The sequence below is a fragment of the Mycobacterium marinum genome (assembly GCF_003391395.1).
Taxonomy (GTDB): domain Bacteria; phylum Actinomycetota; class Actinomycetes; order Mycobacteriales; family Mycobacteriaceae; genus Mycobacterium; species Mycobacterium marinum.
The window spans coordinates 3,444,364-3,458,821 of the sequence record NZ_CP024190.1; the positions used below are offsets into that span (position 1 = coordinate 3,444,364).

At 65.9% G+C, this 14,458-nt stretch carries 12 protein-coding genes and 1 pseudogene; 4 read left to right on the forward strand and 9 right to left on the reverse strand.

The window, feature by feature from the left end:
* Nucleotides 1-4 precede the first annotated feature (4 nt).
* The 5 genes from CCUG20998_RS14545 to CCUG20998_RS14565 form a co-directional block, all read right to left on the reverse strand.
* Nucleotides 5-847, reverse strand: coding sequence for a carbohydrate ABC transporter permease (locus tag CCUG20998_RS14545; protein ID WP_012394702.1), 843 nt, complete (start codon nucleotides 845-847; stop codon nucleotides 5-7).
* Nucleotides 834-1,787, reverse strand: a complete 954-nt coding sequence (locus CCUG20998_RS14550; protein ID WP_036455708.1) for a carbohydrate ABC transporter permease — start codon at nucleotides 1,785-1,787, stop codon at nucleotides 834-836. The genes CCUG20998_RS14545 and CCUG20998_RS14550 overlap by 14 nt, the downstream gene beginning before the upstream one ends.
* A complete protein-coding gene (locus CCUG20998_RS14555) occupies nucleotides 1,784-3,100 on the reverse strand; it encodes an ABC transporter substrate-binding protein (RefSeq protein WP_020729243.1) in 1,317 nt (438 codons plus the stop codon). Before CCUG20998_RS14555 ends, CCUG20998_RS14550 begins: the two co-directional genes overlap by 4 nt.
* 81 nt (nucleotides 3,101-3,181) lie before the next feature.
* Nucleotides 3,182-3,979, reverse strand: a complete 798-nt coding sequence (locus CCUG20998_RS14560) for a ketosteroid isomerase family protein (RefSeq protein WP_020729244.1) — start codon at nucleotides 3,977-3,979, stop codon at nucleotides 3,182-3,184.
* On the reverse strand, nucleotides 3,979-4,539 hold the full coding sequence (locus tag CCUG20998_RS14565) for an isochorismatase family protein (protein ID WP_020729245.1): 561 nt from the start codon (nucleotides 4,537-4,539) through the stop codon (nucleotides 3,979-3,981). Before CCUG20998_RS14565 ends, CCUG20998_RS14560 begins: the two co-directional genes overlap by 1 nt.
* A gap of 95 nt (nucleotides 4,540-4,634) precedes the next feature.
* Here CCUG20998_RS14565 and CCUG20998_RS14570 point away from each other — a divergent pair, with 95 nt between their 5' ends.
* Entirely contained in the window at nucleotides 4,635-5,450 is an 816-nt protein-coding gene (locus tag CCUG20998_RS14570) for a DoxX family protein (protein WP_020729246.1), read from the forward strand.
* Here CCUG20998_RS14570 and CCUG20998_RS14575 read toward each other — a convergent pair.
* The 3 genes from CCUG20998_RS14575 to CCUG20998_RS14585 are packed head-to-tail and all read right to left on the reverse strand — an operon-like array spanning nucleotide 5,447 to nucleotide 9,470.
* Nucleotides 5,447-5,962: a gluconokinase gene (locus tag CCUG20998_RS14575; RefSeq protein WP_020729247.1), complete on the reverse strand. Its 516-nt coding sequence runs from the start codon at nucleotides 5,960-5,962 to the stop codon at nucleotides 5,447-5,449. The genes CCUG20998_RS14570 and CCUG20998_RS14575 overlap by 4 nt on opposite strands.
* A complete protein-coding gene (locus tag CCUG20998_RS14580; protein ID WP_020729248.1) occupies nucleotides 5,959-7,959 on the reverse strand; it encodes a DUF7064 domain-containing protein in 2,001 nt (666 codons plus the stop codon). The genes CCUG20998_RS14575 and CCUG20998_RS14580 overlap by 4 nt, the downstream gene beginning before the upstream one ends.
* A 5-nt stretch (nucleotides 7,960-7,964) precedes the next feature.
* Nucleotides 7,965-9,470: a carboxylesterase/lipase family protein gene (locus CCUG20998_RS14585; protein ID WP_020729249.1), complete on the reverse strand. Its 1,506-nt coding sequence runs from the start codon at nucleotides 9,468-9,470 to the stop codon at nucleotides 7,965-7,967.
* Between the two features lie 78 nt (nucleotides 9,471-9,548).
* Here CCUG20998_RS14585 and CCUG20998_RS14595 point away from each other — a divergent pair, with 78 nt between their 5' ends.
* The 3 genes and pseudogenes from CCUG20998_RS14595 to CCUG20998_RS29275 all read left to right on the forward strand — a co-directional run.
* A complete protein-coding gene (locus tag CCUG20998_RS14595) occupies nucleotides 9,549-10,229 on the forward strand; it encodes a hypothetical protein (protein ID WP_036455709.1) in 681 nt (226 codons plus the stop codon).
* 549 nt (nucleotides 10,230-10,778) lie between these two features.
* On the forward strand, nucleotides 10,779-11,642 hold the full coding sequence (locus CCUG20998_RS14605; RefSeq protein ID WP_020729253.1) for a bestrophin family protein: 864 nt from the start codon (nucleotides 10,779-10,781) through the stop codon (nucleotides 11,640-11,642).
* Nucleotides 11,570-11,755: pseudogene (locus CCUG20998_RS29275) on the forward strand (hypothetical protein); the annotation flags it as partial. The gene CCUG20998_RS14605 and the pseudogene CCUG20998_RS29275, both read left to right, overlap by 73 nt.
* A 29-nt stretch (nucleotides 11,756-11,784) precedes the next feature.
* On the opposite strand, the gene CCUG20998_RS14610 reads toward CCUG20998_RS29275, so the two are convergent.
* Complete coding sequence (locus CCUG20998_RS14610) at nucleotides 11,785-14,445, reverse strand: sugar epimerase family protein (RefSeq protein ID WP_020729255.1); 2,661 nt, start codon at nucleotides 14,443-14,445, stop codon at nucleotides 11,785-11,787.
* Between the last annotated feature and the right edge of the window lie 13 nt (nucleotides 14,446-14,458).

Below are 14,458 nucleotides of genomic sequence, written 5' to 3' on the forward strand. Positions count from 1 at the left end.
CGGGTTACCCGCCCAGTCCAGTCACGGCGATACCACGGATGAAGGCGCGTTGCGCGACGGCGTAGACGACCACCAGTGGCAACAGAATCAGCATCGATGTTGCCATCAGTACCGGCCACCGAGCCACGTACTCTCCCTGCATCCGCACCAGACCGAGGGTTAACGTGGCGATGCTGTCGCGCTGGACCATCAACAGGGGCCATAGGAAGTCGTTCCACACATTGACCCAGGTGAGTACACCGAGCACCATCACCGCTGGCCGGGCGTGCGGCAGCAGGATTCGCCAGTAGATCTGCCACGGCGAACAACCATCGAGAGTCGCGGCCTCCTCCAAGTCGCTCGGCAGCGTCCGGAAGAACTGGCGCATCAGATAGGTCCCGAACGCGCTACCAAACAGTCCCGGCACGATCATCGCCCAGGGCGTGTCCACCAAGCCCACCGTTCGCATCAGGATGAACTGCGGAATCACCGTCACGGTGAGCGGCACCATCAAGGTGCCCAGGTAGAGGACGAAAAGTGTGTCGCGGCCTCGAAACTCGAGTCGCGCAAACGCATATCCGGCCAGTGAGCAGAAGAAGATCTGCCCGGCGGTGACGCAACCGGCATAGAGCACGGTGTTGAAGAACATTCGCCAGAAGGGCATCAAGGTGAATACCTCAGCGTAGTTGGACCACTGTGGGTCCGACGGCAACAATCTCGGCTCGCTGACCTCACCGCTCTTCTTCAGTGAGCCGGACAGGGCCCACAGAATCGGAAACAGAGCACACCAGGCGATCGCGATCAGCGCCGCATAGAGGGCGACAGCACGCACAATCTTGCGCTGCACCACCCGGTCAGCTGAGCCCACTAGACGCCTCCCACGACCGTCGCCGGGTGATCCGGAGCTGCAGCACGGTCAACACCAGCAAGATGGCAAAGATCACCCAGGCCAGCGCGGACGCATATCCGAACTCCAGGAACGAAAAGGCGTGCTGAAAGAGCATGATGCCCAGCACATAGGTTCCCGTTTCCGGTCCGCCGTTGGGACCGGTGAGGACGTAGACGAGGTCGAACGCCTGGAAGGCGTGAATGATCGAGATGACAACGACGAACGACATTGCGCCACGAATCAGCGGGACCGTGATGGACACGAACTGCCTGATCTCGCCCGCGCCATCGATTTTGGCGGCCTCGTAAACGGTCTCGGGGACGCCCTGCATCGCGGCCAGCAAGACGACGGTGGCGAACGGGACACTTCGCCACACGCTGACCAGACACAGCGAGACCATGGCCCATCTGGGTTCGATCAACCACGGGACGGGACCGACTCCGATCCAGCCGAGGATGATGTTGAGTAGCCCGTTGTTGGTATCGAAGACGAACTGCCACACGACCGCCATCACCACCGACGAGATGGCCAGCGGCAGGAAGACGATTGTCCGAAAGACACCGATTCCGGGCACTTTTCGGTTCAGCACAGCAGCCACCACGAGGCTGATCAGAACGGTCGGCACGACGGTTCCCGCGGTGTAGACCACCGAGTTCCGCAGGGCGATCAGAAACAACGGGTCAGACGTGAACAGCTTGGCAAAGTTCTGCAAACCGACAAAGGTGGGAGCGCGGAACAGGTCCCAGTTCTGAAGGCTCATGTAGAGCGAGAATCCCAGCGGGAACAACAGGAACATCGCAACGGCCGCCAGATTTGGAGCCACGAACATGCGGCCGGCCCACGAGCGGCGTTGCCAGCGGCGCGACCGGCCCGTTTCGGCGCCAGGTTCTGGCGTGCTGCGCGTGTCGATGGACGTCATGGGCTGCGCAGCACTTCGTCAAGGGCCCGCGACATGCCGATCAACGATGTCGCGGGCCGAGATCCGCGCAGAACCGGGCCGAAGTTGCGATCCATCAAGGCGTGGACCTTCGGCCACGCCGGTGTGATCGGTAGCCCCTGTGAGTGGCCCGGCCCCGCGGTGAGCACAGCCAGATTGTCAACCCTGCGGTGGGCTTTGACGAACCCGGCCGAGTTGAGCGCGGACCCCAGCACAGGGACGAACAGATCGGTCTCGCCGATCAACGCCTGCCCGGCCGGACCGGTGGCGAACTTGACGAACTCCCAGGCTTGTTCTTTGCGTGCACTGCTGGCCGCAATCGCCAGGCCGGTGGCGCCGATGTTGGAGCACGCAGCGCGCCCGTTGGGACCCAACGGCAACGCGGTGACGTCGAACTCCAACCCGTCGGCGCGGTCGAAGGTCTGGTATCGCCAATGGCCGCCCAGGGCCATCGCCGCCTTGCCCAACGAGAAGAGGTCGGTGGTGGCTATCGACTGCAGCTCCGATGCGGTGGGGGCCACCTGGTGCTTGGCGGACAGGTCCGCGTAGAACTGCACGGCCTCGATGAAAGCGTCGTCGTCAAAATTGAGGTGGGTCGGATTCATCCGCGGAGTCGACCACGGTACGCCATTGTTCAACGCGAACAGCCCGGCCGAAAGCGGCGGCACAAACGTGTCGACAAATCCCCACTGCGTGACCCGGCCCGCGCCGTCGCGCTTGGTGAGCGCGCGGGCCGTGTCCAGAAACTCGGCGAAGCTCCAGGGCTGGTCCCAGCTGGTCGGCGGAGGTGGCACACCGCCGTCCGCGAAGAGCCCTCTGTTGTAGAACAGGAAGTTTCCCGACCACTGCTCGGGAAACGCGTACTGACCCCCGTTGTAGGCGAAGGTGTCATACAGTGCCCCGATGCTGTCCGCGGCCAGCTCGTCGGCGAACTTCTGGTCCCGCGCCAGCATGGTGTTCAGATCCAGGAACACGCCTCGATCGGCCAGTTCGGCGTAACTCAATTCCCACGCCATCAATACATCCGGACACTTGCCGCCGGCACAAAACGTCGATATCTGCTGCAAGGCCCCCGGACCTGACAACAACGTCCGCACCTTGATGTCGGGATGACTGCGCCCGAACGCGTCGACAACCCGGATCCGGGCGTCCGCTTCCTCAGGATTCGCCGCGAAAAAGAACGTCAGGGCGTCATCGTCGGAAGCGCAACCGGCCGCCACCGGTGCCAGGGCCGCTGCGGTGAGTAATCCAGCACCCCGCAGCAGCTCCCGGCGCCGCAGCGGCTTGTCGAACATTTCGCTCCCGATGGTGGCCCCGGCTCCAACGCCGACGGTATCTAGGTCCTTAGTACCCGCGTTGCGCCGGATAGGCCGCGATCAGCTCGGGAAGTAGCGGACTCGGTGGATTTCATTGCCTCGCCAGGGCAACTCGGCGAACATGATGCCCCGCCCGTGATCAGTGACAACTGACACCGTGACGGTGGATCCGGATCCGATCATCTTCGACCAGGTGGCCCGACGAAGCTGCTCGATGAGTTCAGCCAGCTCCAGCACATCGTCGTCACCCAAAGTTATTGTGGCCGTGTCCGATAGGGTCCGCGTTGCGGCCTGGCTGTCGCCACGAACGACGGCGTCGAGGAAGGTCGACACCAGCGCTTGGTGACGCGCACCCGACCGCCGGAATCCGGTCATGAAACCCGCGGTCCCGCGCAACCCCTGATTGCCCAGTAAACCCCGGGAGAGCATGAGTGCGGGCTTGGCTACCTGCGCTCCCCCGCGCAGGAACTGCAGCATCATCGCCGGCAGGTCCCAATACGCCCGCAGCACGGCGATCTTCCATTCGTCGCTGGCCTTTCGCAGGTCGTAGCGAAGAAAGGCGGGGACGAACATCGTGACGCCCGCAGCCATTGCCACCTCGAGTTCGACATCGCGCAGCACCACCGTGCCGCAGACGATGTCGAGGTCCCGGTGGAACTTGATGTCTCGTGGACCGATGAACGTGTCGAAGAACCGGCCGATCTGTTCATGCCCCACGTGTGGCATCGACCCCACTGGGTCTTCGACGCGGCCGTCGCTGGTGAACAGGCTCACCCAGCCGGCGCGATCGTGAGCCGCGGCGGCCCGTGGCGACCGCTCGACGGCGGCCAGGAGATCGTCGCGCTTGGGTAGGGCCATTACCGGCTCCCGACCAACGCGACCCCGGCGGTACGCATCCCGGCCAGCGCCACCTCGGTTGTCTCGGCCGAAATGCCCGCGGTCAGGTCCAGCAGCACCCGGGTAGCGAAGCCGGCCCGAACCGCGCCTTCGGCGGTCTGACGCACGCAGTGGTCGGTGGCAACGCCAACCACGTCGACCGCATCGATACTTCGCTGTCGCAGCCAGTCCTCCAGCGTCGTGCCGTGGTGATCCACGCCCTCGAATCCGCTGTAGGCAGCGCAGTAGGCGCCCTTTCGGAACACCTCCTCAATCGGGGCGACGTCCAGATCCGGACAAAACTGGGCGCCGGTACTGCCGGCACGACAGTGCGGCGGCCACGACGATGAGTAATCCGGGGAATCCGAGAAGTGAGCACCAGGATCGATGTGAAAGTCCTGGGTGGCCACCACCCGGTCATATCCGGGGCCACCAGCCAGATAGTCGTTGATCGCGCGTGCCACGAGGTCAGCGTTGTGCACTGGCAGCGCGCCGCCGGCGCAGAAATCGTTCTGCAGATCGACGATGATCAACGCTCGCACAGCGTCCACCATATCGCCAGCGGGACGTGGTCACCGCGCGGCGGGACAAACCGGCCGTGGGTTTGTTCGCCGGCGCAGCGGGTAATACGAGAGTCATGTTGATCCGCAGAATCGCACGACCCATGCTGTCGGCGGCGTTCATCGGCCAGGGCGTCGAGTCGCTGTTGAACCCCAAGCCGGCGGCGCAGGCCGCCGCACCCGCGGTGGCGGGTTTGCGTACCCTGCCGGAACCGATGGGCAGCAGAGTTCCGGCGGATCCCGAAACCGTCGCCCAGATCAACGCCGCCGTGCAGATCGGCGGTGGTCTGCTCCTGGCGACGGGCCGGTTGCCGCGCCTGGCCTCCGCTGCGCTGGCATTGACCGTGGTACCGGGAAGCCTTGGCGCCCACATGTTTTGGAACGAGCCAGACCCGGACCGCAAAGCCCAGAAGCGACGGGAGTTTCTCACCGACGTAAGCCTGCTCGGCGGACTGATCATCGCGTCCGCCGATACCGCGGGCAGGCCGTCATTGGCCTGGCGGGGCCGGCGGGCCGCAGAGCAGCTGTCCGGCGCGGTGTCTTCGGCTCTACCGGGGTCTGACGACGTGCGGCTGGAGTCCGAGTTGGGCGACAAGATCGTGCATGGCATACAGGCGGGAGCCGAGCGCGGCCGCGAGCTGGCCAGCACCGCAGCGGAGAAGAGCGCCCCCTATGCGGAAGCCGCGCTGGAACGCGGCCGCGAGCTGGCCAGCACCGCAGCGGAGAAAGGCGCCCCGCTGGCCGAGGCGGCACGCAGGCGGGGCGAGCGCCTGGCCCACAGCGCCCGCGTTCGCGGGGCTGAACTTGCCGAGACCGCACGCCACCAAGGCACCCACCTCGCCGACACCGCGCGTGCGCGGGTCGAGGCCCCGGTTAGGGGCCGTCGGCACTAGCCACTGGCCAGGAACGCCTCGACGATCGAATCGACATCGCCGCCCACACCGTCGATGTCCACGGTTACACCTCGCTCGTCGTCACCGAGCGGCTCCAATGTGTCCAGTTGGGAGCGCAGCAGGGTGGCCGGCATGAAGTGATCGGACCTGGCGGCCAAACGGCGGCCGATCAGTTCTGCGGAACCGCTCAGATGCAGAAACGCAACCTGCGGACAGTTCTCCCGCAGCGTGTCGCGGTACCGGCGCGCCAGCGCCGAACAACTGATCACGCCCCCGCCGGGATGGTCGGCCAACCAGCGCCCGACCCGCCGCAACCAGGGGCGGCGATCATCGTCGTCAAGGGGTTTGCCGGCGGCCATCTTCGTGACGTTCGCTTGCGGGTGCAAGGTGTCGGCCTCCATGAACGGCACCCCAAACCGCTGTGACAGCGCCGCCGCTACCGTCGTCTTTCCTGCCCCGCAGACACCCATCACCACGATCGGTGACGGCTTTGGCGACGGGTGAACGCTCACACCTGGTTGCGGTTCCATTCCATCCACCCGACGCCGCTGCGACCATCCGTGGTGACCACAGCGACCCACGCGCGCGGGAAATGGCTCACGCGCCAGTCGGAAGCATTCAGGCGTACCGGCGCGTGGGCACGTACGTCGATATTCGCCGTGATATCACCCGGTTTCAGAATCAACGTCGTGTTCTGCGGTAAGCCGTTGCTGCCGAAGGCTTCCCGAAAGTTCACGGCCTGCAGCTCGGTGAGGTTCCCGCCGGAATCCTGAACATAGCCGACGCTGAAGGCGGGAGTGCCCGGGAGCTGGATGTTCACCCCATGCAGGTGGGTTCCGTCGTCGAGATGCAGCGCACTCCACATCCAGTCCATGCTCCACCAGTCGCGCACGCCCCAGGAATGGTCACGCTGTCCGGGGACCGCATCGACGCGATAGTGCGTCCCGTCGACGGTCACGGTACCCGCTACCGTGCAAGGGATCTCGTAACGCGACGTCAGCCGGTATCGGTAAGGGACTCCGTTGGTTGTCCAGACCAGGTTCATCGTTACCTCGACCGGATCCCCGGGCTCCCCGCGCAGCAACGCTGACGGGTCCTCGTATGCCTGGCCTCGCGCCCGCAGCTGCACCGCATAGGTCTGCAGCGGTGCCGTGGCATGGTGGCGCAGCTCGATATCACCGGTTCGCACCGCCCACGGGTCATCGGGCAGCGCAACCTCGATGTCGGCAACCGCCACGGTCGCCATGTCGGGCCCGCACAGCAACGCGTGTACCCACGCCTTCTGCTGGTTCGCTATTCGGCCGAGACGAAACCAGCCGCCCAACCCCTGTGCGGCATCAACGAAATCGGCGTACCAGCTTTCACTCCAGAGCGGCTCATCGGTGGGCTCGTGCGCCATTTCGTCTTGCTCACCCGGGCACAACGGTTCCGGCGGTGCCGCATCCGGCAGCGTGGCCAGGGCGTCGGTGTCCAGAACGTGTTCGCAGTGGCGGTGCAGCATCGTCATGAACAGCCGATCGCCCCGGTCGGTCCGTTCCACCAGCATCGATGACACGATCGCCATCATCACGCCGAAAAAGCTCTGCCGCCGTACCTCGTCGGCGACTTGCTCGAGCGTGATCGGCGCTTGCGGGCCCAACGCATCGTGATAGGTCCGCAGCAGGTCGTCGTAGTGCGCGCGCCGCTCGTTCGGCTGCAGGGCACAGCCCAGGAAGTAGGCCAGATCTGTCAGAGCCGGGCCCCAAGATACGGTCTGCCAGTCCACCACTGTCAACGGCCGCTCGGCACCGGCGGCGCCGAAAAGCAGGTTGTCCAAACGGTAGTCACCGTGCACCAAGCCCTGGATTGCGCCTCGGGAGGACTCCTGAGCCAGGTAGCCGTCGAACGCCGCCACCAACCGTTCACACACCATGCGACTTCGTGGGTCGATCTGCTCGCCGTAGCGGTCGAGGAACCCCGCGTACAGCCCGTTGACCATGGCTTGGTTCAGCGGCGAATCACGGTTGAGCCATGGCGCTTCGGCCAGTGCCGCGTCACCGAGCAGCGGAGCGTGCAGCCGCCCCAGCTGACTGACCGCGAGCTGCGCCTGTGCGACCGTGGCACCGGCAATCTCGTCGCCGACCAGCGCTGGCCCCGCATCACCGAGCAACAGGTCGAATGCGCCCGTTTGGGCGTCGACGGCGGCGTGATAGCACGGCGCTATCGGCCCACCCAGACGCGGCGCCACTTCGGCGTAGAAGCGAACTTCGCGTTCGTAGAGCCCCAGCGCCTGGCCGGTCTGGCGGCTCATCGGATCGGTGGCCGCGACCTTGAGCACCACCGATGACGGACCGCCGGGCACCGCGTAGGTGAGCTGGACGCGGTAGCACTCGCTCATCTGGCCGGTGCCGATCCGCTCGACGGTGAATTCGGTGACGTCCCCGGCGCCGATCTTTTCGGTCAGCCACGACGCGGTGAGGTCGCCGGGTTCTTCGATGATGCCCGCGTTCTGGTCGCCCTCGTCGTTCATGACGTTCACCGCGCCAGCGAGAAGCCGTCCCACGCCAGCCTGCGATGCTGGTGCGGATCGATCTCGACGCGACTCTTGCGGTCGATCACCATGACCGCACGACGCGTGTGCGTGTAGGCCGGCCAGTCCTCGCCGGGCGTACCGGTCTGGCTGAACGAGCGCCAGCGCCGGATCACCTCGTCGCTGACCCGCAGCGCGTGTCTGCGGTCGGCGGCGGCGGTCAGTAGCGCGCCGAACCTGGTTCGATAGATGTCGAAGACGGCGAACAACTCGGTCGTATGCGTGGCCCCGAACCCGGACCAGCGCAATGTCCGTGGCGCGTAGTCATAGCGATAGAGGTACGTGGGAGCGTGCGCTCCTTGGGCTTCGGCGATCTGCCAGGCCGCGGCGTTGAATGCGAAATCACCGCCCAGCTGGATGCAGGCAGCGGACTCCGGATAGTTCGGGTAGGCCGCGGTGATGCGTTCACGGGTGGCCGGTTCGGTGTCGGCGAGCAACTCGTCGATCATCGCCTTGTTGGTCGGCAGCATTTTGAGGAACCGGGTGAACAGGCGGCCCTCGTCGGCGTTGGTGCCGACGATGAGCGGCACTTTGTGTGATTGCCCGGCGCGCATGGCCTCGACGGGGTCCAGCGGCAGGCAGTCATCACCGAAGGTGGGGCCGATTGGGAAGGCGCCCAAGCGTTTCTGCATGCCCTGATCGATCAGCCGGTGCTGGGTTTGCACCAGTTGGGCCGCGCTCGCCCGCATCAGCGCGCTGGCGGCGTCGTGCTTGCGCGCGCCGAGCAGTTGGGCAAAGCGTGTCGCGAATTCGGCCGCGATTTCCCGGGGACGCACCATACCGGCGGCCGGACTCTCCGAGATCGCCCGGGCGAAAAGACCTTTGGCCGCCGGAACCGCCAGCAGCGTGGCGGTGATATGCGCGCCCGCGCTTTCCCCGAAGATGGTGACGTTGTCCGGATCACCACCGAACTCCGCGATGTTGTCCTGAATCCACTGCAATGCCATCACCAGGTCGCGCAGGTACAGGTTGCCGTCGATGGCGATGTCCGGTGTCGACAGCGAAGACAGATCCAGACACCCGAGCGCGCCCAGCCGATAATTGACCGAAACATAGACGCAGCCTCGCCTCGCCAGTGCCGCGCCGTCATATATCGGAGTCGCCGAGCTGCCCAGGATGTAGCCCCCACCGTGGATGAAGACCATGACCGGCAGCGGTCGATGCGAGGGGGCTTCGGGTGCGACGACGTTGAGGGTCAGGCAGTCTTCACTCATCGGCTGGTATTTGCCCAGGCCGAGCATGGTGTAGCGGCGCTGCTGAGGCGAGCAGTGAGTGAACCCATGACAGTGGCGGACACCCGACCAGGGCTGCGGGGGCCGCGGCGCGCGGAACCGGAGCGGGCCGATCGGAGCCCGCGCGTAGGGGATGGACCGCCAGCGGTGCACGCCGTCGCGAGTGAAGCCTTCAACGATGCCGGTGGCCGTGCGGGCGCGGACGGTGCGCTCATGCATAACCCGACGTTAGCGGACCCGAAACGCACACGGCGTGCGTACCACTTGAAATCCCCTCAGGGCGGCTAGCCTGACGGGATGCGAATCGCCGCGCTAGTCGCAGTACCGTTACTGGTTGCCGGGTGCGCACATGACGTCGACAGCGACTCGGGTCGTTCGCAGACCAGCACCCCGGCGACGCCGAGCAGTAGCGTTCCTTCCTCGACTAGCAAACTTCCCGCAGCGTCGAAGGTGCCGTCGGCCGGGGCGCCGGTCTCCGAGGTCATTGCCTGGATAGAGGCTGGTCACGCCGCTGATCCGGCGCGATATCACAGTGTGACGCGAGAGGATGTCACCACCGAGCTCGGCGACGATGTCGCATTCAGCGCCCAAGGCGGCAAAGTGTCCTGCCTGACCGACACCAAGCACACCGGTGACGCGATGGCCTGCCTGGTCAGCCTGACCAACCCATCTCCCCCACCCCCCACCGCCTACGGCGAATGGAAGGGCGGCTGGGTCGATTTTGACGGCACCAACTTGCGGGTCGGGGCCTCCCGAGGCGACCCGGGACCATTCACCAACGGCAACGGGCCCGAGTTGGCCAACGGCGATTCCCTGTCGTTCGGCGACTACCGCTGCCGCGCCGATCAGGCCGGCGTTTTTTGCGTCAACTACGCCCATCAGTCCGCCATTGAGCTCAGCAGCGCCGGCGTCGAGCCGTTCGGTTGCCTGCGGTCGGTGCCGCCACCCGACGGTGTGGGCGCCGCGTTCAGCTGCTGAGGCGTGCCTGTCGCCCGTGCCGCCTCGGCAATTGCCAGTGCAATGGAAAGGTAGCCCCTCCTTGGCGGGCGACGCGGTGGGGCCGACGACTTGCCCGACTGTGGCGGGTTTGTAGACATATCAACACATTTCACCTCGCGGTCTCGCCCGCATCGGCCAGCTACGGTTGACGTCGTCACCTGATTTGCGCAGTCTGGGTGCGGGGATCCGGCGGCGATGCCATGCCGAATTGCTTCCGCTTCCACAAGGTGGCCCCGTTGGTCGGCACCCGCACCTGAGGCGGGCCGGTGGGCATCGTCGGATTTCCGCCGCTCAGGATGGCGGTTCGCTCACCGCTCCCAACCTCGACTTCCGCAACACGTCCGGCGCCGCCGACGCGGAAGCAAAGTGTTGCGCCAGACATCGAAATCTGGAAGCATCCGGCGGCGGTGCGATAGGGGCATGATCCGCGGTTGGAGTGCGCCGTAACCGTCGCCATGGATGCCCTCACGAAGAACCCCCGCGCCCGCGCCTGCAGAGCCCGTCTATCCCAACTACGCGAAGTAGATCATGATCGAATACGACTCGCACAAATGGCTGGACCACTTTTTTGACATCCGCGGCTCGCTGGTCCGGGAGATCAGCGGTCGGGTCTCCCTATGTGTCGCGTGGTCGGCGGCAGTTGTCGCCTTTCACAACTATGTCGCTCCGGTCGGCATGCCGTTCCAGCTGCACACCCTGATGGGCCTCGCTCTCGGTCTCCTTCTGGTTTTCCGCACCAATTCCAGCTATGACCGCTTCTGGGAGGGGCGCAAACTCTGGGGAGGCATCGTGAATGAAACACGGAACCTCGTCCGGAGCGCCAGCGTATATATGAAGGGGGATTCGGCGCTGGTGGCCCGGCTCACCCGATGGACAGCCACCTTTGCCTGGGCTTGCATGCACCGTCTGCGCGGTACCGAAGGCCTCGGGCCACAAATCACCGAACTTCCGCCCGCCGAGGCGCAGGAGGCGCTCGACGCCCAGCATCCCGCTCTCGCTGTCGCCGGCAACATGTCCGATTGCCTCCGGGAGGCGCGCGAGCGCGGCCTGATCTCTGACATCATGCTCACGTCGATGGACCAGAACATTCAGCTCCTGGTCGACTATCTCGGCGGCTGCGAACGAATTCGCAAGACGCCCATGCCCTTCGCCTACGCCGTTCACCTGCGCCGGGCGCTTGTACTTTATTGCTTCACCCTTCCCTTCGCCATGGTCGAGACCTTCGGCTGGACCACCATTGTCGACGTCCTGATCATCGCCTACACGTTCTTCGGCATCGAGGAAATCGCCGTCGAGATCGAAAGCCCCTTCGCGAATGACGCGAACGACCTACCCCTCGAGGAAATCTGCGAAACCATCCACAAGAACGTCTACGCCCAGGCGGGCATTTAGCAGCTCGCGTGCCCGAGGGGCTTCAACGCATGGCCCGCCGGGCCGGCTGGCGGGTCAACAACGAGCGCATCCGCGAGCTCTGGCGCGAGGAGGGGCTGCGGGTTAGCGCCCGGGTGATTTCAGTGGACTACTAACTCGCCGCCTAGCCCAAATCAGCGGGATCGCTCTGCGTAACCGATGAATCGCCCTCGGCCGCCAGTTCGAGCACTTGGATCTCCCCGGTGGTGCCGTCGACCTCGATGAGCGCGCCCGGCGGCAAGAACCGGGTGGCACCCTGGGCGTCCACCACACAGGGAAACCCGAACTCGCGGGCCACCACAGCCGCATGCGACATCGGGCCACCCAATTCGGTGACGACGGCCGCCGCGTAGCAGAAGGCAGCCGTGTAGCCGACGTCGGTGACCTCGGCGACCAGAATTTCGCCCGGCTCTAGTTCGTCGATGGTCTCCGGACGCACGATCCGCACCCGGCCACGCACCCGTCCGCCGCAGACGCCGACTCCGCGCAAGCTGCCCCCGGCCGTTAGCGCCGCCGCCGAGGCGGTCGACGGCTCCCACTTCCCACTGAACACCGTGGGTGGGACGACGGCGGTCAGCCTGCGTTGTTCTGCGCGGCGGCGGGCCACCAACTCGGCCACGTCCGCGGGCAGTGCGTCGAGTTCGTCGACCAAGAGGTAGAAGACATCGTCGGGGGCGTGCAGCACACCGGCCTCGGCCAGCCGGCGCCCATGCTCGCGCAGCAGGGCGCGCAGCACCCAGATCGCGCGAACCATCTTGTCTCGGCGCGCTTCCCGGTCACGCAGTTGACGTGCGGCCAGCACCGCAATCGGCTTGGCCTGCAAGGGAATCGACGGCTGCGGCGGCTGCGGCACCGAGGAGGTGCTCAATGTCTTGGCCACCATGCCGACCAACAATTCCGGGTTGTCGGCGTAGCTGGTCGACATCATCTCGACTTCCGCCGGACCGCGGTGCCCAATCAGCGAAAGCTCTTGGCGCACTGCGTCGTAGAAGTGCGGCGCCGCCACCGCCAGCTTGCCGAGGCGGTCCCCGGGTTCGGACAGCAGCCGAATCACGGCTTCGTCGTGGCGCGCCGCGGCCACCAGGCGCTGTACCGCTTCCACCGAACGGGCGCTGACCAGTTCGGGCCCCGCGGCCGGGGCGGTGTCGCGGCCGCTCACGGCGCGCAACAGCACGTTGAATGCGGCACAGAGCATGAAGGAACCCGAAGCCAGCACCCAGCCGTGCACCACGTGGTCGCGGGCCAGCAGAATCAGGCTCAGCAGGCGCCGATCGTCAAGCGTGGTGACATCGCCCCCGGCAAGCTGTTCCAGGCGGTCGACATCGGCGATGAAATCGTTGGTGTCCAAGGCCGAACCGGCGCTCAGGCCGACCAGGTTGACGCCGAAGACGCCGATATTGCGGACGGTGCGCAGTTGCCGGCGCACGAAGCTGGATTCTGACGGTGGGCGTTCCTCGCCGAAGATTGGCAGCGAGCCCATGCTCGGGCCGAAGAACCCGCTGTTGCTGACGATCATCGCCGGCTTGGCGAATGGCACTGTCTCGGCCATGAAGTGCGCCGATGTAATGGCGCCGTAAAGCCGGTGGGCGAACACCGCGACGGTGCGCATTGCGATCTCGCGCTGAATCACTCCACCTGGCCGCAACCGTTCGGCAATACCGACGCCGCCCGCACGCAGGCCACGCACGGTGACCGATGCCGATGAGGGCGAGAACGGACCGGGCAACGCTTCGGACAGATTGGTGGCCAGAAACGTCGGGAAACGCGGATCGATAGGTGTGTCGAACTCCCCGTTGACGCCTTCCGGGCCCGCCAGCCGGGGAACCACACCGTCTTGCGCGGGAGCGTCGACGGCGGGCAGGTCCTGGATGTTGGCGAGTCGCCAGGGCAGCGATACCACCCGTCTGCCCAACGAGACTCGGCCACGCACGGCCAGCGCGAAGTCCTCGACGGACTCCTCGGCGGTGAAGGCCGGCTGGAACTTCCATTCATCGTGCAGCCGCGCGGTGTCCATCACGGGAACGGCATGCACCAATTGGAATTCGGCGACCGACCCAAGGCGGCGAAGCGCCGCGCCGACCGGCAGGATGGGGCGTCGCAGTGCCGTGGCGATCTCGCGCAACGTGGGCAGCCCCGGGGCGGCCAGATTGACCGGACCGGTGCCCGCACCGACGTCCGATACCGCGCGCGTCAGCAGCCGAAGTACGTCGTCGAGGTGCACCACCTGCAGTACGTCATCTGCCGAACCGTCGGGGAACGCCGGCAGAGCAAACAACCGGCGCACCCAGTTGTCGATGTTGCGCCCGACGATGAGCGCCGAACGCACGGCAACCCATTGCGCACCGGACTCCTGCAGCATCTGCTCGACGTCCGCCTTGTGCCGCCCCTCGGCCGAAGCTGGCGCCACCGCACCGTGTTCGGTGGCCGGCATCGGCAGACCCGGCCGGTAGACGTGGGGGGAGCTGGTGAACACGATGCGGCCGGTACCGCAGGCTGCCATCGCATCCAAGACGTTGCGGGTTCCGTCGATGTTGATCTGCTGGCTGATCCGGCCGTCCGGACCCGGGTTCCTGGCCCATGCGCAGTGGGCGACCACGTCCGCGCCCGTGATCGCGCGCCGGACCGCGGCCGCGTCGCGGATATCGCCGGCAACGAAGTCCGCCTGACTCGGCCAGCTGTCGGGCCGCCGGCGCGAAATCCCGACGACTTCGTGGCCCTGGCTGAGCAATCGGGAGGCCAGGCCACGGCCCAGTACCCCGCCGGCCCCGGTGACCGCGACCCTCACTGAGTTTCCTCGC

What these genes read in the sequence shown, in the direction of transcription:
- CCUG20998_RS14595 (WP_036455709.1), top strand. Translation starts at nt 9,549, where the DNA reads ATGCGAATCGCCGCGCTAGTCGCAGTACCGTTACTGGTTGCCGGGTGC.
- CCUG20998_RS14585 (WP_020729249.1), bottom strand. Translation starts at nt 9,470, where the DNA reads ATGCATGAGCGCACCGTCCGCGCCCGCACGGCCACCGGCATCGTTGAA.
- CCUG20998_RS14570 (WP_020729246.1), top strand. Translation starts at nt 4,635, where the DNA reads ATGTTGATCCGCAGAATCGCACGACCCATGCTGTCGGCGGCGTTCATC.
- CCUG20998_RS14580 (WP_020729248.1), bottom strand. Translation starts at nt 7,959, where the DNA reads ATGAACGACGAGGGCGACCAGAACGCGGGCATCATCGAAGAACCCGGC.
- CCUG20998_RS14555 (WP_020729243.1), bottom strand. Translation starts at nt 3,100, where the DNA reads ATGTTCGACAAGCCGCTGCGGCGCCGGGAGCTGCTGCGGGGTGCTGGA.
- CCUG20998_RS14560 (WP_020729244.1), bottom strand. Translation starts at nt 3,979, where the DNA reads ATGGCCCTACCCAAGCGCGACGATCTCCTGGCCGCCGTCGAGCGGTCG.
- CCUG20998_RS14605 (WP_020729253.1), top strand. Translation starts at nt 10,779, where the DNA reads ATGATCGAATACGACTCGCACAAATGGCTGGACCACTTTTTTGACATC.
- CCUG20998_RS14550 (WP_036455708.1), bottom strand. Translation starts at nt 1,787, where the DNA reads ATGACGTCCATCGACACGCGCAGCACGCCAGAACCTGGCGCCGAAACG.